This window comes from Microcystis sp. M061S2 (assembly GCF_020245605.1).
In the GTDB taxonomy this organism is placed as follows: domain Bacteria; phylum Cyanobacteriota; class Cyanobacteriia; order Cyanobacteriales; family Microcystaceae; genus Microcystis.
The window spans coordinates 77750-95253 of sequence record NZ_JADBUP010000071.1 but is presented as its reverse complement, the minus strand read 5'-3'; the positions used below and the strand labels follow the sequence as shown (position 1 = coordinate 95253).

Genomic DNA, 17504 nt, shown 5'->3' with positions numbered 1-17504 from the left:
GTTTATTGAAGACATCGAAAATGAAATCAAATGGCAAGAAACATTATCTAAACCCCAAGACAGCTTAATTCTCAAAGAACTTGCTCAGAAAGCTATTGCGGATTCAGAAAACGGACAGACTGAAGAAATGGGATTTGATGAGCTATGAAGTCGGAACTAAATCCAGATTTCGTCGGCTTATTTCAACAGCTACCAGACAGAGTGAAAAGAACAGCCAGAAAAAATTACAAGTTATGGCAAGATAACCCAAGCCATCCAAGCTTAGAATTTAAGGAGGTCAATCAAGAAGACCAGATCTGGTCAATCAGAGTCGGTATAGGTTGGAGAGCGCTAGGAAGAATCAAGAGTAAGAATGTAATTGTTTGGTTTTGGATAGGCTCTCACGCAGAGTATGACAAATTGTTAAAGAAGTTGTGAACCAAGAAACATAACAAATCACCGCACCCGAAATAATAGTGAAATTTTGTGATAAAGTGCAGTCATATCTAAGAATCTTTGCTATAATCACGCAAAGCTTTTGTGATAATTTTCCTTAAAGGAGATTGTTTGCAGTAAGCTAATCTGGCTAACAGGCTTTTGGAGTTGATATAGGGAAAAGTTCTTGCAATCGCGCCTAAATGGAGTGATATACAGAAGGTTGACCCATATCGTTACCCCAGAGAGTGTTGTACGGAAAGTTTCCGTTCGACAAAGGATTTCTCGGTTGGTGAGAGAGAGTCTATCTTTCTCTGAAAAAATGGAGAATCACGTTAGGAATAGAGATATGCGAAGTAATAGTTTTATGATGGTTCCATTATCTCTTTTGGCTTGGATGGTGATCAGTCAACCAGTAAAAGCAGAAAGAGTTTGTCAAGTAACAGACCCTACTGGTACTCCTCTTAACGTTCGTGACAGACCAAATGGACAAGTAGTTAATGCCTTGCGTAATGGTAGAGAAGTCTACATACATGAGACAGCTTATGACCGGCAAGGTCGTCCTTGGGTTTTAGTAGGTGGTTATTACAAAGGTGTCTACAGAACTTGGGGCTGGGTCTTTAGGGAATTCGTGAGTTGTTATAATCGATGACTGTACGGTAGTGCGATCGCCGATCTGGTAGGGTGCGTTCCCTAATGCAAGTGCTACTGCTCCACTGATCGATTTTGGGGAACGCACCATGCCCATTGATTGAAGCTGTGGGTTTAAGTGTGGTGTGGGCTAATCTGGCTAACAGGCTTTTGGACGTGATATAAGGATAGTATGGGTGACGGTTTATCTGATGACGGAGAATGGATATGTGGAGGATGTTTTTCAGGCATTGCTTACCCCGCTAAAGGTTAAAGTGATCATGAAGCAATAGAATTACTCTAATGAAACTAGATCGTATTACGAGCAATCCAAACCGTATGAATGGGCAACCCTGCATCCGTAATCTTCGCCTTACGGTTCGTCGAGTGATTGAGCTACTGGCAACTTATCCCGATCGAGCAGAATTACATCAAGAGTTTCCCGAACTGGAGGATGAAGATATTCGACAAGCCCTAATTTTTGCCTCTTCTTACTTGGATGATCGCATCATTGAACTTCCTAATCGCTATGAAGCTGTTGCTTGATCAGGGACTACCGCTTTCTGCGGCAACTTTATTATGTGATGCTGGGATCGACACTATTCATGTTGGCCAAATAGGGATGTCTGAAGCTGAAGACTCAGACATTATCCAAAGGGCTAGAGACGAGGGACGGGTTGTTGCTACTCTCGATGCGGATTTCCATACATTGCTGGCACTTGATGTGGCGAATACTCCTTCAGTCATTCGCATTCGGGTTGAAAGATTACGCGCCCAAGCACTTACGAATCTTTTGTTGACAGTAATCGCTGAGTGCGAGGAGGATTTAGAACAAGGATCAGCCATTACGGTTGAGCCAAGCCGTATTCGTATTCGTCGTTTACCATTAGTGTCTGATGTCTAACGGAAACGTTATACTGAATCGGTTTTTAATAGCATGATTAACTCCCAATCCCACTTGAAAAACCCGCTCCCTTCTCCCCACTCTCCTATACCTTTTAAACAGGATTTAGTATAACTATCTAAATTACTGGTTAAGACTGTCTATGAGCAGGGAGCAGAGAGAAAAAACCTGACCACTGACTGAAAGCTGATCACCGACAAAACCTATCCCAAAACGATCGAATCGCGCAGGGATTGAATTTCCTCGGTTTGTAAACGCGCCCCAAAAGTAGAAACCACCCGGGCAGCCGCTAGAGAAGCGAGATTTCCCGCCCCTTTGTAACCCATACCGTGGGTAATACCGTAGAGAAACGCACCTGCGTACATATCCCCCGCGCCGACGGTATCGATCGCTTGTACGGGATGGGAGTCAATTTCCAGGAGATTTTCGCCATCATAGATCAAAGAACCATTGGCACCCCGGGTGATAGCGAATCCTTTGGCAATGGTTTTAAAATAGGCGATCGCTGACTCGATTTCCTCGCTGCCGGAAATAGTCAAAGCTTCCGACTCATTAGCGAAAACGAAATCTAACCCCGTTCCGATCATTTCCAGTAATCCCTCTCGGAAGAAGATCGCCATATTGGGATCCGACAGGGATAAAGCGGTTTTGACTCCAGCAGCCTGAGCAATTTCTCGCCCTTTAATAGCGGCAGCTTTGGCAGTGGGAGAGGTGACGAGATAACCTTCGAGATAGAGATAATCGGCATTAGCGATCGCTGAAGGGACTAATTCCCGTTCGGAAATTTCCCCGGTGATGCCGAGAAAAGTATTCATGGTGCGATCGGCATCGGGAGTCACAAAAACTAGACATTTTCCCGTGATTCCCACCTCTTTTTCGCCGCCGTGTTCATTGGTATGCAAACCACAGGCCCGCAGATCTTGCAGATAAAACTTACCTAATTCGTCATTGCCCACTTTACAAGAATAGAAACCTCTACCCCCCAACTGAGCGATCGCTACTAGGGTATTCGCCGCCGATCCGCCACCGCTGCGTTTACAATCAAGAGCCAATTTTTCCATCAACTGGGTTTGACGATTTTCGTCCACCAGTGTCATCACTCCTTTATCGATGCCTAATTCTTGCAGTAATTCAGGGGAGACTTGAAATTCCATATCGACAAGCGCGTTACCGATCCCATAAACGTTGTATTGTTTGCCCATAATTTAGTCGATCGCCTAAAAATACTTTGTTATTGATAGTAGGGAAATAAGGAGCAAAAAGCTAGGGGCTTTTTTCAGCCGGAGAATACCATAAACAAAAATTATCGGTGTGCTAGTCTCACACACCGGCTAATTTATCTTAAGTTTTTTTAACTAAGCCACTTTAAGCCTCATCGTAGGCTTCTAGATCCAACAGATAAAGATAAGGTTCGGCTAATTCCTGCCTTTGAAAAGCGATCGCTCGCAACAGATGCCAATCCCGCAAAGCCTCGAAAGGGTTACTATACTCATCTTTTTCTAGTCGTTCGGCTAAAGAAGCCATATCAGCGGCGGTATATTTGGCAATATCTTGATCAGTGAAGCTTATAACTGTCATTTCTGCACCTCCCTCGACCTTTGTTCTTTTTCTAGCCTAACATATATTCTGAGTTGAAAAAATGCCTTCCCCGCCAAGTTAAGAACTGTAAATGGATGGGTAATTGTGGTAAGATTCCAGCAAAAGAGCTATTTTTAGTTGATCTTTTATGAAAACAGCCCTCATTACTGGCGCTTCCACCGGTATCGGTGTCGTCTTTGCTCGTCAACTTGCTCAACGGCAAATGGAGCTAATTTTAGTCGCTAGATCTAGGGATAAACTAGAACAATTAGCAGCGGAATTAGAGAAACAATACGGGGTAAAAGTGACAGTTATCGTTCAAGATCTGACCGTTGCCGGGGCAGGAAAGCTGGTATATGATACGGTGAACCAAAAAGGAATCAACGTTGATTTACTGGTCAATAATGCCGGTTTTGGTGATTATGGTGCTTTTAGCGAGCAGGATTTAGCCCGACAGTTAGAAATGATCCAGTTAAATAATCTGGTATTGGTGGAATTAAGCCACTATTTTCTCCGTCCGATGCTTGCTGGTGCTGGGGGGGCAATTATCAATGTTGCTTCCATTGCTGGGTTTCAACCGCTGCCCTATCTTTCCATTTATGCAGCGACAAAAGCTTTTGTCCTCAGTTTTAGCGAGTCTCTCTGGGCAGAAAATAAAGACAAAGGCGTTGAAATCCTCGCTCTTTGCCCCGGTCCGACGGAATCGAATTTTTTTGAGGTGGCCCGATTTCCCAGGGCTTTTATGGGCAAAAACGGCCGGTTAGATTCGGCGGAAGTGGTGGTACAAGAGGCTTTAACCGCCTTGGCAAACAAGCGCCCCAACGTGGTAGCTGGTAAATTTGCTAATAAAATTATCGTCAATCTGCCCCGTTTTTTACCCAGAAGTTGGATCGTGTCTTTGATAGAAAAGCAATTCAAGCTATAACTAGAATTAAGCTAATTAGAGCAATTGCTGATAGGATTTTAAGGGAATACCTGTCCGGTTTCTCACTTCGATGGCCGAACGATAGACACCGTTTTTTTCTCTTTCGGCGACAATTTTATCGGCCAGGGAAAAGTCAAGACCGAGATTGACTAATTCCGCAACGGAGTAGTAGTTTAAACAACGCCAAGAAACCTCAACTTCTTGGCGAATATCGTAGGCAAAGATAATCAAAGGTTCCAATTTTTTGAGATAATTTTCCGGTAAACCAGCCAGGAAGTGTAATTCTTCTAAATCGGTAAAAATATGTCCTTCATTACGGACAGAAACGATATCATTGGCATAGACAATCGGCAACCCTAATTTATAAACCAGATCGTTGGTGGAACAGCTGTTAATATCAATTTTTTCGAGAGGAGAGGATGACTGTCTAGAATCGATTCTATTTGCCGAAGCTATTGGATGGGAATTAAGCTGTTGACGTATGTATAAACCCAGGCCGATTTGGGCAAACCAAATTACGATAAAAGCCTCTTGTGTAAGGAAAATAAAGGAGATAATTGTCAAAGCAATGCCGACGGATAACCAACTTTGGTTATTAGTTTTTTTGCCAGCATTAGCAATGGCAAGCCCACCGAAAACTGGGACTAAAGACAGCCAGATCCACTCGGAAGATTCGGGAGGGCGAGGAGAGAGATTAGACATATTTTTTTAAAGAGAATCTAAATATTTTCTGCGTTTTTCTTCGTATTCTTCAGCAGTAATAATTCCCTGATCGTAAAGTTTTTTAAGCTGGAGTAAAGTAGCGGTTTTTTGCTGGCCTGATTCCGGCAGTCCTCGCTCTGTATTGCTGGGGAGATAGTTAGGATTGTATTTAGCATCAAAAGCTTGATCTGACATGATGATTAAACCAATAAATTCAAAAAAAGCAATGATGCCAGGGATAAAAGTCCAGAAGAAAAGTAGATAGAGAACACCTGCCAAATTCTCCCCTAGATAAAACTTATGGATGCCAAGATAACCGAGAAAAAAGGCTAGTAAAGCCGCTATAGTTCTATTTCTCATAATTTTTGAGATTTCCCTAATTTAGCCAAAAGAAAGTATAAAACCACGATGCCTGCCTGTAATTCCAAGAGAGTAATATAACCCTTAACCAGATAATTTAATTCTAGGGAGGAATTAAAGGCAAAAACTAGCACACCCAAGACTAAAAAGGGCAGTAAACGCCAGCCAGACTTGGGTATTTTTACTCCCGTACTGTTAACCTGATTCATGGGCTAATTCTCTAGGTTGGTCTTTTTCGGTGATGGTGGCAAAATCGGTCTTTGTCAAGGGGTGCTTTGATTAACTTTTAGCATCTCAACGAGGATATTATGGGCATCCTTGGCTGATTCTAGGATGCGCTCAAAAGGTATTCTAATTGTTTGACTCTCCCCTAATTTTTCTACGGCTAAATCCATGCCTTGGGGATCGATGGAGAGCATTTGAGCGGTTTCTGCATCGGTAATATTACCGTAAACTTGAGCGTAGAAAAGCACGGCATCACCGTGATCCTTGTTCATGTGTTTACAGATGCGATCGCTAATGGCGGGAGTGATAGTTTCAGACATAATATTTCCGAAAAAGATCGATAATATCGTTAAAATTGCTAGTTTTTTTGGGAGAATTAAAGTGGAGACGGCTAAAAGCCAGTTCTAAATCGAGGCCAATGGGGGGATATTAGTTAGGGTAGCGTAATTAATCGCTAATTGCCAGATAATTTGGGCGTGGGCATGGCAGACATCAATAATAAGTTTAATATTATTTTCTTGACAAAAAGTTTTAACTGTGCATTGATCTAATTGTCCCACTTAAGGTCAATCGGGGTAGAGAGTAAGATCCGGGGCTACCCGCGCATTTAAATTGCCTGTTGAGATGAGACAAGAGGTAATAGTAAAGGGATTGGGAGAGATTCAGCTAATCTAAGGATAGGCGATTAAAATGCCTCTTAGCTTAAAACCCCACACCCTGCCCCCAGAAAAAACTTTTTCAGCACACCCTATATATTTTATCGTTCACAACCGACAACAGAAGCGGTGTAGGTATTACCGATGTGCTGAATACCATTGACAAAAAGATTGACTAAAAAAGGTTGATCATTTGCCCGTACTGTGGCAGTAATTGTTAAGGGTTTATCGGGTTCGATTCGTACTCCATTAGTATTAAAAAATTCCTCGTTAGTTTGATCGCTATACTTGAGAAACAGCCGGATATCAAAGGAGGCAGCCCGGGGGACAGAAACCGTAACGATAAACCTCTGAAAACGTCTCCCCCCCGGCACTGCCCAATCGGTATTCCAATTATTACGAGTTATCGTGACACCGAAAGGCCCCGGAATAGTGGGTTGCGAGACGGTTTTGGTAATTTCACTACCCTCACCCCCTAATAAAGAAAGTGGCCGACAATTTTGCGCCGCTGCCGGTAGATGTGAGCTTAATAATACCGCCGATAGACTCAATAACCCAGTGATAGAGGTTAATTTCATTATTGATTCCGTCTCCAATTAATAGAACCTATCCAAAAATTATAGATGATCATGACGGTAAAAAAAACGGCGATTTAGCTTAATTGAGGCCAATTACTGAAAAAATGCCGACCATCAACCTGAATTTTCAAAAACGGGTTTAAAATTGATTCATAATTTCCATATAAATATGTTCTAACTGTATCGTCTGACGGGAGATAGAATCAATATTAATGCCGTCGAATGCCCGAATAATCTCGCTTAATTCTAGATGTTCATGTAACAAAAAAGCTAAATCTTTTCCGTAAAATTTGGGAGTAAATCCTAATTGTTTACCTCGATTTATTGCTGCTTCTTGATCCTGGGTATCCATGATAATAATTTCCTTAGCAGGAATATGCTGACGCAGCTGATTTAAATTACCTTCGGCAATAATACGACCTTGTTTTAAAATGCCGATACGTTGACAGAGACGCTGTGCTTCATCGAGGAGATGGGTAGTTAATAAAATTGTCATTCCCTGTCGCCGTAATTCTCCAATTAAATCCCAAATTTCATAGCGAGATTCGATGTCTAAACCGGTGGTTGGTTCATCGAGAATTAATAATTTTGGCTGATGAACAATAGCCACGGCAATATTCATCCGGCGCTGCATTCCACCGCTTAAAGTTTCCACCGGACTACGGGCGCGATCAAGCAAATTTACTGCGGATAAACTGGTTTTAATCCGATGACGACGCTGGTGGCGATCGAGTCCATAAATCTGAGCAAAAAAGTTGAGATTTTCCTCACAAGTAAGGGATTTGTACAATAAATTTTCTTGCGGGGCAACCCCAATTAATTCTTTAGTAACTCGGGAAATTGGCAAATAATTAAAGGTAATTTCTCCCGATGAGGGTTTTAATAAATTACAAATTAAGTTAATAGTGGTGGTTTTTCCCGCACCATTGGGACCGAGTAAACCGTAAATTTCCCCCGCTTCAATATGAAAGTTTAATTGATCTAATACTAAGCGTCTTCCGTAATTTTTTTTGACATTATTAATAGTCAGCATTTTTAATAAAGTAACAAGGATAGTCAGGAGTCAGGAGACAGGGGACAGGATTAGGGAGTGGAAGATATGGGAAGACAAATTAATCAATACTCTTGCCTTTTCTAACTGATAACTGATAACTGATTTACAGTCGGCGTTCAAGGTTTAACATTTGTCGATAGGTAAGCCAACCACCTGCTACCATAGCTAGAGCAAAAAGACAAAGAAAGCGAAAATGAGAGCTAATATCTTGCAGATTTTCGCCCTTTGCCCAAACAGCAATTAAAGCTTCATTCATGTGGTAGATCGGGTTATATTTAGCCAGAGATAGAATATTATCGGGGAATAAAGCAGTCGGGAGAAAAACGCCGCCTAAAATTAATAAAGGAACCCCAAAAGTTCCCACCAAAGCATTAACATCTTCCGTTCTTTTCGCCAGTTGAGTACCGAGGATAAATCCTAAACCCACATAGGCGGTGATACTAAGGAAAATAATTAATAATTCTAGAGGAATTGAGCCTTTAAAAGTGGCTCCATACTGTTTAGCAATAGAATAAACTAAAACTGTCTGACAGGCGGCAATCGCACAATGGGCGAGAAAAATGCCGATAAAATAGGAAACACCGCTTAAAGGCGATAAAAATAACCGTTTAATCGTTTGTTGTTCCCTTTCTGCCACTACCGTCGCCACGGTTCCCCCCAAACAACTAAAGAAAAGTGCCGCCCCGACGAGGGTGGGAGGAGTAGCCAGAGCCATCGCCTCGGCAAGCTCAATTTTGCCTTTTTCTGCCATAATATAGCCATTTAAGAGCAGGACAAGGATCGGGAAAATGCCCCAGAGGATTAAGCTACGCCCGCGCCGGATTAATTCCACTAAAATTCGTTGAGCGATCGCTAAAATTTCCTGCCAATATTTCATAGAATGTTAGTGTAATTGTTTCTCCCTGTAGAGAAATGAGTTTTTCTACTTTGTGACTTAGGCTTATTGTAAGTGTTCCAGAGCTTGATCGGCACGCAATCTTACCACTATTTCCGCTTCTGTCTCCCGAATCTGTGCTAAAAGTTCCCGAATAGCCTCGCGAAATGCCGCCGCCGCAGTTCCTAACCCCTCCAATCCGACAATCGCCGCATATCTAACCACCCACTCTGGGTCTCCTTGCGAAAGTTTCTCCAGTGCCGCAAAAACAGCCTTCTGAGCCTCAGAAACCCGACTTTTCTCCAAATCAGACCAAATTATATTTCCTAAGCCTCTAGCCGCCCCTCGCCGCACGCTAAAGGAAAAATCACTCACCGCCGCATCAAGCAATAAGTCCAATCCTCGCACATCGCCAATTCCCGCTAGGGCGCGGGTTGCCCAAGCTCTCGCCCCATAATTATAACCGTCTAGGTTGGCCAGTAAGTAGGGAACCGCCGCTTTGCCGATGGCGATTAAACCGTCCACTGCTGCCACGGAGGCACCAGGGTTATTATATCTCAGGACATCGGTGAGGGTGGGTATTGCCGCTTCACTTTTGGCGGCGGCTAAGTTTTCCACGGCGGTTAGTAACTCATTGGCTGAGTCGGCTTTTTCGACGGCAATAATTAAAGTCTCAACGGTAGGAAGCATTGGTTATCAGTGGAGGGGATGAGGAGTTGGGGTGTGGGAATTATGAATTATAAATTATAAATTATAAATTATAAAGTGGGAAGAATAAATAAAAATAATCTCCTGACTCCTAACACCGCCAACAAACTTTTAAAGATAATTTTATCGCCAAACTTTTTTCTGTAAAATCTGACTAATTTCTTGGGGAAAAGGACAATCATTGGGAAAGTTAAAGGATTGATAATCGGGGTTATCTCGCAAGCTTTTTAAAGCCGTGGCATAGCAATCTAAAAATACTTGCTCCCAGTAGGGTTTTAAACTAGGAGAATCGCTCAAAAGTTCTTCTAGTTCCCGTTGACTGCGCCTAATAGTTTCTTGCCAACCTCGATAATCTTCAACGTAATCAGTATAGCAAAGTTTGAGGCAGTGTGTTGACTTCTGCCCAAACTTTCTATCGTTCCAGATCAGCAGCAGCGAGTAACCTTCGCCATTGTACCAAAGACTCCATACCGTCCGCTACACTGGGGGTGTTATGCTGTTTACTAAGGTACTAGGGAACCTAAAATCCCATTTTGGGATTATTCTAAAATAGGTTTATCTTGGAAATGCTAACTCCTGTGCTCATTAAAGCACGATGAAATCTATTTTTAGCCCAGAGTACCATGTCTTTCGTCGATGCCTGATCGCCGCTCGTAAGGATGCGAATTTAACTCAAGCAGCCCTCGCTAAAGCCATCAAAAAGCCGCAATCTTTCGTTGCCAAATACGAAAATGGTGAAAGAAGATTAGATGTGGTTGAGTTCCTTCTGGTTAGTCGTGTAATCGGTGTAGATCCTTGCGAAATTTTAAAGCAAGTTGAGCAAGCTTGTCAGTCCACATCTTGTGGGGAAGGGTTATGAATACAGAAGATGTTATTAGCCTGGCATCGCAATATCTAGATGATTTGTCTGGACATAGATTTGACCTATTAGACATTGCTAGACCAATATCGGTTGCTGCAGCAGTTAATTTAGCCAAAGTAATTTCAAAGCTATCACCACTATTGGGAAATCTGATTGAATTTAACACTGTTGAGTTTTTGAATAAGCAGGAAATATTTGCGCCGTTTGGTGAATGGAAAAGGCAAGATCCAGGATTTCCTGATACTGTCTTCATGGGTAGCATCCAGCCTACCCCGGGATTAGAAATAAAAGCATGGTTCCCATTAGCTACTGAAATAACAGCCCGTTTCAAAGATAGTCAAAATCATTTTCAGTTTGATCAAACCTACGTTTCTCTAATAGCTTGGCTGCCTGAAGCGGTAATTTATGGCAAACCCAAGATTCTAGATGTATGCGTTGTCTCTGGCTTTTCAGTGGCTAAAGCGAGAGATGATCATTATCATAATCCTCCTGATTACCTTGTTCTAGAACCCGAAGATACAACCCAAAGGAGAGCAAATTTGCAACAAACAAATACTAATGGATACAAATTTCAAGGGACGGACAAAGAACTATTTCAAGCTGAAGAAATAGTTAATTCTTGGGGAAATGATGGCAGGCTTTATAAGCCGACACAAGAGTATCAAATGCTCTTGCGGGAACTGATCACTCGCTTCAAATATAGATTAGACACTAATTTTGCCAAAATGGACAGGATTTTACATCCAGGAATTGAGGATTTTAAAAAGCGTGTTTATCGAACACAGTTCTCTGGAATGAAAGTTGGACAGTGGAACAGGCTTTTAGCTAGTCGTCGAGAGGAGTTAATTAAATCTGCTTTAAGAGAACACCTTGGCATCAAAGAAGGGAACATTGATGAACTACTTGACTAAACCTTTTGACTCCATAATAGAAATAAGTTTCGTCTTTAAGAGAACACCTTGGCATCAAAGAAGGGAACATTGATGAACTACTTGACTAAACCTTTTGACTCCATAATAGAAATAAGTTTCGTCAATTTCACAAGCGAAAGCTTTTCGATTCAGGATATTGGCAGCTAAAGAGGCACTGAAAAGCCCCCCAAATGGTTCCCAAACCACATCCTGTTCCTCACTTGAAGCTGCAATAATTAATTTCATCAGATCCAGTGGCTTTTGATTTAAGTGAACAGCTTTACCATCCTTAGACTTAATTCGTTCATCATCGCGCAAAGCTGAACGATCCCAAACATTTGTAAAACCATGAGGGCAATTAAATTTAGAGCGCATCTTCTCCCACTCTTTACCTGTTAAAGGACGCTGGCCATTTTTAGAAAAATAGGGTTTTCCCTCTGGGTTTCCGTGTTCGTTGGCATAGAAAACTAATTTTTCAAACATTTCGGGCGGGGGAAAATACCATAAATGTCCTTGGTCAAAATATTTTCTTGTTGCCGCATCTGCGACACCACAAGCTAAATTAGCTTGACGCAAAGGTAAGCCTGATCTTAACCATTCCTTTCGGAGCCATTCTTTAAGTGTTAAGTCAGCAATTTTGACTTCTCTAACGTATTGGACACAAACCTCTGTCACCACTGGAAAACGCCTTATTTTCTCTGTGTTGACATTACCTGCAATATGACCTTTTCCTTTATTCCATATATTACAATTAACATATCGCCAGCCAAATTTCTCAAGTATTGGATGTACCACAGCCCAGCCAATTTCTGAGTTCCAAAACCAAAGAGTTGTATTTGGCAAGGCCAACTTAGACCAAGCTTCCACATGAGGTTCATACCATTCAGGTAGGTCAAGATGATCTGATGTATCACCTTCAAATCCTAAAAGACCGTAGCCTCCGTCTGAGATTATTACTATAGGTTGTTCCCAAGAATCATAATGTTCAATGCTATTACCAAGACTCAGACTAACACTGCTGTTATTCCAAGCTGAAAAAGCTAGTTTCTCAGTAAGTTGGACAGTTTTGCCACGCCCAACAGTGCTTGTTGCTTTATTCTTCTTTATACTTGGCAGACGATGGGAAGGCTCAGGTATATCCATGGATTTTTTTATCGTCTTATAAACAGTATGAATATCAATACTCTATCCTGTTTTAGGATATTTGGCTACCCCATAAACCAATGACCTAGAAACTTAGCCTGAGACTAGCAAACTTTCTATCTCCTCGATCAAGTTTTCCCAGTCAACTTCATCAAAGTTTTTTTGTTTTAACAGAGTGATTGTTTCGTTTAGCCACCTAACATAATCGGTTTGAATTAGCATAAAAACCTCTGGATTTTATGAGTTTGAATTTAGATAAAAAATAACCAATTATTAATTACAATAAACTATCCATTAAAGTGAGAATTTCGGAGATATTTTCGCCCCTAGAATTGTTTTTTAGATGGTTTTCTAAAAGTTCCTTGAGGGCAACCAGTTTCAGACTATTTTCCGCCAGAGTATTAGCGATCGCAGGAGCAGCCGGCAGATAACCCGTAGCACCTAAATCCATTAAAGCAGAACGACGCAGCTGTAATTCTTCCCCTTGCAAAGCCTTAATCAGAATATCGCCATAGTGGGGGTTAGTCGTGAGTTGATAGAGGGCGCGAGCAGCCGCATAACGCACTTTTTCGACGAAATGCTTTAAAAACGGTTCGATGAGGGGAATCGCTTCCCTCGCTTGCAGGGTTCCCAAGGCCTCGATAATCGCTTCGTAGGGTTGGACTAAATGGGGTTTTCCCGCCACTAAAACAGCCACTTCGATGCCGCCCTCTAATAGTTTCCTTAAAGGTGCGATCGCTTTTTGATCCTGAAGCATTTCCAATGCCTGGGCAGCGGATTCGCGCACATAATAATCTTCGCAGTCGAGACAGGCAATCAAGGCGGGAACACAACTGAGATCATCTAATTTCCCTAAAGCGCTGGCGGCATTGCGTCGCAGGGGATAACCGCCGTCGGGAGTGCGATCGCTTTCGTCCTCTAAAGCGGCAATTAACGCCGAAATCGCCTCCGGTTGACGAACACGAAATCTACCCAACCACCAAGCGGCATAATAACGCGCTCCTAGGTCTTCTCTTTGCTGGATATTAGCGATCGCTTGTTCAACAGTATAGGCCGGATTATCGACGGTAGCAGAGTAAGAATCGCTCATAGACAAGTGAAAATGGGTTTTGGGGAATTGTGAATTATGAATTATGAATTATGAAGTGGGGAGCAGGGACTAGGTAGAATAAATAAAAATAATCTCCTGACCACCGGCTCCTGACGACCGACTCAGTTTTTCATAGTTGCCGCGCCATTGCCAATACCAGAATAAATTAAACCCCGTTGAGCATCGAGACTAATGATCACCCCTTCGCGGATAATTTTCGTGGCATTTTTAACCCCGACAATGACAGGAATACCCAATTTTAAACCGATAGTAGCGGCGTGATTATTCATCGCGGTATCTTCGGTGATAATTCCGCCAGCTTTCCGCATCATATCCACATATTCGGCGCTGGTGGTGGGAACGACTAAAATCTCCCCGTTACTAAAACTACCCACTTCTCGGGCATTATGGGCTACTCGCGCCCGGCCACTAGCCACACCCTGGCCGATACCCGTACCCTTGCCCAAAAGGGATTTTACCACTTCCACCTTAATTAAATCCGTGGAACCGGCCACCCCTTGCAGAGTTCCCGCCGTCATCACCACTAACTCACCATCCGCCAGGAGGTTATTTTCCTGGGCGAGATTCATCGCCACTTGAAAAGTTTGGCTGGTGGAGGGTAAATCGAGTAATAACATCGGTTTTACGCCCCAAACTAGCTGTAACTGCTGTGCCACTTCTCGATGGGGAGTAACGGCTAAAATCGGGGTTTTGGGGCGAAATCGCGAGACATTACGGGCAGTAGAGCCAGTTTTTGTCAGGGTAATAATTGCCGCTGCCCCCAATTGTTCGGCAATTTGACTGACTGCCGAGGAAATAGCGTTAGGAATCGATTGTTTATTGTTAGAGCGAGCGGCACTATTGATCTGTTCCCGTTCGATCCTTTCGGCAATGCGGGCCATGGTTGCCACCGCTTCGATGGGATAATGACCCACAGCCGTTTCATTGGAAAGCATGACCGCATCAGTGCCATCTAAAATTGCATTAGCCACGTCCGAAACCTCGGCGCGGGTGGGACGAGGATTACTGGCCATACTGTCAAGCATTTGAGTGGCGGTGATAATCGGGATGCCTAGCTGATTAGCGGTATTAATCAGGCGTTTTTGCAGGATTGGCACGTCTTCGGCTGGTAATTCTACTCCTAAATCTCCCCTGGCCACCATAACACCATCACAGAGGGATAAAATTTCCTCCATTTCCTCGATCGCTTCGTGTTTTTCAATTTTAGCGATCACGGGGATAGATTTACCCGCACTGGCGATTAATTCTTTAATTTCGAGGATATCTTGGGGATTACGCACAAAACTAAGGGCGATCCAATCCACATCCCACAAAAGTCCGAACATTAAATCTTTTTTGTCCTTATCGGTTAACGCTTTCACCGACAGATAAACGTTGGGAAAATTCACCCCTTTATTACTAGATAAGACACCCCCAACCACCACGCGACAGGAAAGATCACCTTTCAAACGATCCACTGATTCCACCCGCATTTCGACTTTACCATCATCGAGGAGAATTCTCGAACCTTCTGGGACTTCTTGGGCGAGCGAGGGATAGCTAATGGAACTTATTTCCTGATTACATTCCACATCCCTAGAAGTAAGGATAAACGGTTCCCCCGGTTTCAGGGTAATCGACCCACAGGCAAATTTACCTAAACGAATTTTTGGCCCCTGTAGATCCTGAAGGATGCCAATCGGTTGATTGAGTTCAAAGGCTAACTGACGGATCAGGTTAATGCTGTGACGATGGTAATCGTGATCGCCATGGGAAAAGTTTAATCTAAATGTCGTCGCCCCCGCCTTGATCATCTGACGTAATGTTTCCTTATTTTGCGAGGCTGGACCAATCGTGGCCACAATTTTAGTGCGACGGGGGAAAGACAGAGAGTGCATAGATAAGCAACTAAATAGGCGAAGTAAATATAGCGGCGTTTGGGACGCTCCGATCATCTTCTCATAAATGGTTATACCCAGTGAAAAGTTAAAAGTAAAAAAACGGTGAGATCTATAAATCCCACCGTTTTACCAAGTCCGTCAACTCAGCTTAGAAACGGAAAGTTGTCCGGAGGACACCGACAAAAATGGTGTCGTTATTACGGTTGTTAGCGTTGAAGATCGCATAGGCACCGGGGGTAATCAGGATGTTTTTGGTGACTGGGAACTTATACTGAGCTTCCACCATGTAGGAAGTGCCATCTTCCTTGTCGGAACGGGGTACTTGACCACCACCGATGGACAGGGCCGCACCTTCGGCAAAGAGGTCGAGAACGGAGAGGTTAAGGTTCCAAGACCAGATACCAGTGTTATTGTCTCCGATCGCATTGTTAACGCCAGTGGCCGAAGCATCGGCGTAACCACCCCAGCCGGCTAGATTTAAGACTCCTGGGATAACTTGGGCGCTCGCCTGAAGACCGAAACGGTTAGCAGTAGTACCAACGTTACCAAAGGGACGCTCGGTGAGAGGGCTGCTGACGTTACCGAATAAACCAGAACTCATACTGGCTGCAGTTTGATAACTGTGAACGTAAACGAAGTTAATATCGGCAAATTTGATGAAGGAGAAACCAACCTGAGCACCCGCACTGTAGGAACCGTTAAATAAACCGCTACCAGGGTTAGGATTGCTGGCACCATTAGTCCCACCATCAGCTAGGTAGGTTCCTGTGACTTGGAAAACATCGCCAATGTTGAATCTGACCCCAGCACCAACACCCGAAGGACCACGGAAAACGATGTTATTGTAGCGTTGACCGCGGGATAAAGCACCTGTACCGCTATCGGCGAGGAAGGGGTTAGCAGTGATGAAAACGTCATCTAGGTTTAACTGGTTAGCACCAACCCAAATGGTGATGTTACCGAAGGGAGTGCCGATGGGAGCGCGGTAGAACAAGTCATCAATGGTGACATCGTTATCACGACCATCATCGTATGCCAGACGGGTCATGTTGGTTCTCGTCGGTCCGTTTTGGTTGAAAGTGGTATTAAAGTTACCCGCTTGTAAACGGGTTCTTAACAAATCTTTACCAGTGAAGCTGGTTTCAAAGTTGAGTCGTACCCGATTATTAAATACTGCTTGGGTCTGATCTTGATTGCTGCCCTCAGTCACCGTACCGTTGGTATTGGTAATGGAAGCTTGACCCCCCCAGCTATCGGCGATACTGAAGATGACCTCGCCTCTGAGTTTGGTGGTGGTGGAAAATTGGTTATTTTCCAAGAAAGCAACGCGCTGTTCAAGGTTATCTACTCTAGCCCCTAAAGCCGCTAGTTCGGTCTCAAATTCTTGAACAAGACGTTTTAATTTATCGATATCTTCTCTGAGTACACCGACACCATCTTGAATTAAACGTTCCATGACGTTTAAACAAGCGTTTAAACCTGCGGCAAATTCCCAACGAGTGGTGGCGCGATCACCACGGAAGGTACGGTCGGGATAACCCACGATACAACCGTAACGTTCCACAAGGCTTCTTAATGCCTCGTAGGCCCAAGCGGTGGGAGATACGTCCCGCAGTTGGTTAACGCTAGTCACCTGGGACATGGAACCCTGATAAACACCCGTATTAATCTGCTGACTATTTTGGGCGCGTTGAATGCGATCAAGTTGTTGTTGCGCTACTGGATCAACTTTGAGTTGGGGTGTACCAGGCATAGTTTGAGCCACTGCGCTGCCAGCAGCCGCCACGGAAGCACCTAATACTAAAGGAGTTACCTTTACTAAATTCTTGAATAGTTTTGACATGGGTCAATCCTCACACCTTATTCTATGGATTGAATGGACTATGAATACAAACAGACTATATGTTTAGCCTGAATTATAATCACATTCTATGCTAATTCCCTCTTGTCTAGGTTAAGTTAATTTTATGATATGACAGAAAAATTTCT

Annotated in this window: 21 protein-coding genes and 2 pseudogenes; 6 read left to right on the top strand and 17 right to left on the bottom strand. The window is 43.3% G+C overall.

All coding sequences use genetic code 11. The features are described from left to right. Positions 1 to 144 precede the first annotated feature (144 nt). From IM475_RS12470 to IM475_RS12460, 3 genes are all read left to right on the top strand, one after another. Positions 145 to 417 carry a ParE family toxin-like protein gene (locus IM475_RS12470; RefSeq protein ID WP_043998982.1) on the top strand — a complete coding sequence of 91 codons (273 nt, stop codon included), beginning with the start codon at positions 145 to 147 and terminating at the stop codon, positions 415 to 417. 930 nt (positions 418 to 1347) lie between these two features. Then, on the top strand, positions 1348 to 1590 hold the full coding sequence (locus tag IM475_RS12465; RefSeq protein WP_002761871.1) for a DUF433 domain-containing protein: 243 nt from the start codon (positions 1348 to 1350) through the stop codon (positions 1588 to 1590). Then, positions 1574 to 1948 carry a DUF5615 family PIN-like protein gene (locus tag IM475_RS12460; RefSeq protein WP_042790260.1) on the top strand — a complete coding sequence of 125 codons (375 nt, stop codon included), beginning with the start codon at positions 1574 to 1576 and terminating at the stop codon, positions 1946 to 1948. The genes IM475_RS12465 and IM475_RS12460 overlap by 17 nt, the downstream gene beginning before the upstream one ends. 203 nt (positions 1949 to 2151) lie before the next feature. On the opposite strand, the gene IM475_RS12455 is transcribed toward IM475_RS12460, so the two are convergent. Together IM475_RS12455 and isiD are read right to left on the bottom strand one after the other, a co-directional pair. Continuing rightward, positions 2152 to 3150, bottom strand: coding sequence for an adenosine kinase (locus IM475_RS12455; protein ID WP_287658109.1), 999 nt, complete (start codon positions 3148 to 3150; stop codon positions 2152 to 2154). Between the two features lie 163 nt (positions 3151 to 3313). Further along, a complete protein-coding gene (gene isiD / locus IM475_RS12450) occupies positions 3314 to 3526 on the bottom strand; it encodes a protein IsiD (protein WP_104395925.1) in 213 nt (70 codons plus the stop codon). Between the two features lie 148 nt (positions 3527 to 3674). Here isiD and IM475_RS12445 point away from each other — a divergent pair, with 148 nt between their 5' ends. Continuing rightward, a complete protein-coding gene (locus IM475_RS12445; RefSeq protein ID WP_287727745.1) occupies positions 3675 to 4451 on the top strand; it encodes an SDR family NAD(P)-dependent oxidoreductase in 777 nt (258 codons plus the stop codon). A 15-nt stretch (positions 4452 to 4466) separates the two neighbouring features. Here the strand turns inward: IM475_RS12445 and IM475_RS12440 are convergent, their stop codons facing one another. From IM475_RS12440 to IM475_RS12395, 10 genes and pseudogenes are all read right to left on the bottom strand, one after another. Further along, on the bottom strand, positions 4467 to 5153 hold the full coding sequence (locus IM475_RS12440; protein ID WP_287658111.1) for a helix-hairpin-helix domain-containing protein: 687 nt from the start codon (positions 5151 to 5153) through the stop codon (positions 4467 to 4469). Positions 5154 to 5159: 6 nt separating this feature from the next. Then, a complete protein-coding gene (locus tag IM475_RS12435; protein WP_079208556.1) occupies positions 5160 to 5513 on the bottom strand; it encodes an NINE protein in 354 nt (117 codons plus the stop codon). Continuing rightward, on the bottom strand, positions 5510 to 5722 hold the full coding sequence (locus IM475_RS12430) for a hypothetical protein (protein ID WP_287658112.1): 213 nt from the start codon (positions 5720 to 5722) through the stop codon (positions 5510 to 5512). The genes IM475_RS12435 and IM475_RS12430 overlap by 4 nt, the downstream gene beginning before the upstream one ends. Before the next feature lie 54 nt (positions 5723 to 5776). Continuing rightward, a complete protein-coding gene (locus IM475_RS12425) occupies positions 5777 to 6058 on the bottom strand; it encodes a DUF2470 domain-containing protein (protein WP_287658113.1) in 282 nt (93 codons plus the stop codon). A gap of 84 nt (positions 6059 to 6142) precedes the next feature. Continuing rightward, positions 6143 to 6298, bottom strand: a complete 156-nt coding sequence (locus tag IM475_RS12420; RefSeq protein WP_287727744.1) for a hypothetical protein — start codon at positions 6296 to 6298, stop codon at positions 6143 to 6145. Between the two features lie 197 nt (positions 6299 to 6495). After that, positions 6496 to 6972 (bottom strand): hypothetical protein, encoded by a 477-nt coding sequence (locus IM475_RS12415; protein ID WP_287658115.1) that lies wholly within the window; start codon positions 6970 to 6972, stop codon positions 6496 to 6498. A 139-nt stretch (positions 6973 to 7111) separates the two neighbouring features. Beyond that, a complete protein-coding gene (locus tag IM475_RS12410; RefSeq protein WP_287727743.1) occupies positions 7112 to 8005 on the bottom strand; it encodes an ABC transporter ATP-binding protein in 894 nt (297 codons plus the stop codon). 124 nt (positions 8006 to 8129) lie between these two features. After that, positions 8130 to 8903: an ABC transporter permease gene (locus tag IM475_RS12405; protein WP_002761938.1), complete on the bottom strand. Its 774-nt coding sequence runs from the start codon at positions 8901 to 8903 to the stop codon at positions 8130 to 8132. 63 nt (positions 8904 to 8966) lie between these two features. After that, on the bottom strand, positions 8967 to 9590 hold the full coding sequence (cpcF, locus tag IM475_RS12400) for a C-phycocyanin alpha-cysteine-84 phycocyanobilin lyase subunit CpcF (protein WP_287658117.1): 624 nt from the start codon (positions 9588 to 9590) through the stop codon (positions 8967 to 8969). Positions 9591 to 9731: 141 nt separating this feature from the next. Further along, a pseudogene (locus IM475_RS12395) lies at positions 9732 to 9995 on the bottom strand (DUF29 family protein); the annotation flags it as partial. Positions 9996 to 10203: 208 nt separating this feature from the next. On the opposite strand from IM475_RS12395, the gene IM475_RS12390 reads away from it, so the two are divergent. Beyond that, the gene (locus IM475_RS12390) at positions 10204 to 10467 is read left to right on the top strand and encodes a helix-turn-helix domain-containing protein (protein WP_002774832.1); all 264 of its coding nucleotides are present in this window, start codon (positions 10204 to 10206) and stop codon (positions 10465 to 10467) included. Beyond that, positions 10464 to 11381 carry a hypothetical protein gene (locus IM475_RS12385; protein ID WP_287660359.1) on the top strand — a complete coding sequence of 306 codons (918 nt, stop codon included), beginning with the start codon at positions 10464 to 10466 and terminating at the stop codon, positions 11379 to 11381. Before IM475_RS12390 ends, IM475_RS12385 begins: the two co-directional genes overlap by 4 nt. A 54-nt stretch (positions 11382 to 11435) precedes the next feature. On the opposite strand, the gene IM475_RS12380 is transcribed toward IM475_RS12385, so the two are convergent. The 5 genes and pseudogenes from IM475_RS12380 to IM475_RS12360 form a co-directional block, all read right to left on the bottom strand. Further along, the gene (locus tag IM475_RS12380) at positions 11436 to 12524 is read right to left on the bottom strand and encodes a DNA methyltransferase (RefSeq protein WP_045360464.1); all 1089 of its coding nucleotides are present in this window, start codon (positions 12522 to 12524) and stop codon (positions 11436 to 11438) included. A 108-nt stretch (positions 12525 to 12632) separates the two neighbouring features. Continuing rightward, positions 12633 to 12746, bottom strand: a pseudogene (locus tag IM475_RS12375) (DUF29 family protein); the annotation flags it as partial. 55 nt (positions 12747 to 12801) lie between these two features. Beyond that, positions 12802 to 13614, bottom strand: coding sequence for a C-phycocyanin alpha-cysteine-84 phycocyanobilin lyase subunit CpcE (gene cpcE, locus IM475_RS12370; protein ID WP_287727742.1), 813 nt, complete (start codon positions 13612 to 13614; stop codon positions 12802 to 12804). Between the two features lie 122 nt (positions 13615 to 13736). Next, positions 13737 to 15512: a pyruvate kinase gene (gene pyk / locus IM475_RS12365; protein ID WP_287727741.1), complete on the bottom strand. Its 1776-nt coding sequence runs from the start codon at positions 15510 to 15512 to the stop codon at positions 13737 to 13739. Between the two features lie 151 nt (positions 15513 to 15663). Further along, positions 15664 to 17358 carry an iron uptake porin gene (locus IM475_RS12360; protein WP_287660356.1) on the bottom strand — a complete coding sequence of 565 codons (1695 nt, stop codon included), beginning with the start codon at positions 17356 to 17358 and terminating at the stop codon, positions 15664 to 15666. Between the last annotated feature and the right edge of the window lie 146 nt (positions 17359 to 17504).

What these genes read in the sequence shown, in the direction of transcription:
- IM475_RS12470 (WP_043998982.1), top strand. Translation starts at nt 145, where the DNA reads ATGAAGTCGGAACTAAATCCAGATTTCGTCGGCTTATTTCAACAGCTA.
- IM475_RS12465 (WP_002761871.1), top strand. Translation starts at nt 1,348, where the DNA reads ATGAAACTAGATCGTATTACGAGCAATCCAAACCGTATGAATGGGCAA.
- IM475_RS12460 (WP_042790260.1), top strand. Translation starts at nt 1,574, where the DNA reads ATGAAGCTGTTGCTTGATCAGGGACTACCGCTTTCTGCGGCAACTTTA.
- IM475_RS12455 (WP_287658109.1), bottom strand. Translation starts at nt 3,150, where the DNA reads ATGGGCAAACAATACAACGTTTATGGGATCGGTAACGCGCTTGTCGAT.
- isiD (WP_104395925.1), bottom strand. Translation starts at nt 3,526, where the DNA reads ATGACAGTTATAAGCTTCACTGATCAAGATATTGCCAAATATACCGCC.
- IM475_RS12445 (WP_287727745.1), top strand. Translation starts at nt 3,675, where the DNA reads ATGAAAACAGCCCTCATTACTGGCGCTTCCACCGGTATCGGTGTCGTC.
- IM475_RS12440 (WP_287658111.1), bottom strand. Translation starts at nt 5,153, where the DNA reads ATGTCTAATCTCTCTCCTCGCCCTCCCGAATCTTCCGAGTGGATCTGG.
- IM475_RS12435 (WP_079208556.1), bottom strand. Translation starts at nt 5,513, where the DNA reads ATGAGAAATAGAACTATAGCGGCTTTACTAGCCTTTTTTCTCGGTTAT.
- IM475_RS12430 (WP_287658112.1), bottom strand. Translation starts at nt 5,722, where the DNA reads ATGAATCAGGTTAACAGTACGGGAGTAAAAATACCCAAGTCTGGCTGG.
- IM475_RS12425 (WP_287658113.1), bottom strand. Translation starts at nt 6,058, where the DNA reads ATGTCTGAAACTATCACTCCCGCCATTAGCGATCGCATCTGTAAACAC.
- IM475_RS12415 (WP_287658115.1), bottom strand. Translation starts at nt 6,972, where the DNA reads ATGAAATTAACCTCTATCACTGGGTTATTGAGTCTATCGGCGGTATTA.
- IM475_RS12410 (WP_287727743.1), bottom strand. Translation starts at nt 8,005, where the DNA reads ATGCTGACTATTAATAATGTCAAAAAAAATTACGGAAGACGCTTAGTA.
- IM475_RS12405 (WP_002761938.1), bottom strand. Translation starts at nt 8,903, where the DNA reads ATGAAATATTGGCAGGAAATTTTAGCGATCGCTCAACGAATTTTAGTG.
- cpcF (WP_287658117.1), bottom strand. Translation starts at nt 9,590, where the DNA reads ATGCTTCCTACCGTTGAGACTTTAATTATTGCCGTCGAAAAAGCCGAC.
- IM475_RS12390 (WP_002774832.1), top strand. Translation starts at nt 10,204, where the DNA reads ATGAAATCTATTTTTAGCCCAGAGTACCATGTCTTTCGTCGATGCCTG.
- IM475_RS12385 (WP_287660359.1), top strand. Translation starts at nt 10,464, where the DNA reads ATGAATACAGAAGATGTTATTAGCCTGGCATCGCAATATCTAGATGAT.
- IM475_RS12380 (WP_045360464.1), bottom strand. Translation starts at nt 12,524, where the DNA reads ATGGATATACCTGAGCCTTCCCATCGTCTGCCAAGTATAAAGAAGAAT.
- cpcE (WP_287727742.1), bottom strand. Translation starts at nt 13,614, where the DNA reads ATGAGCGATTCTTACTCTGCTACCGTCGATAATCCGGCCTATACTGTT.
- pyk (WP_287727741.1), bottom strand. Translation starts at nt 15,512, where the DNA reads ATGCACTCTCTGTCTTTCCCCCGTCGCACTAAAATTGTGGCCACGATT.
- IM475_RS12360 (WP_287660356.1), bottom strand. Translation starts at nt 17,358, where the DNA reads ATGTCAAAACTATTCAAGAATTTAGTAAAGGTAACTCCTTTAGTATTA.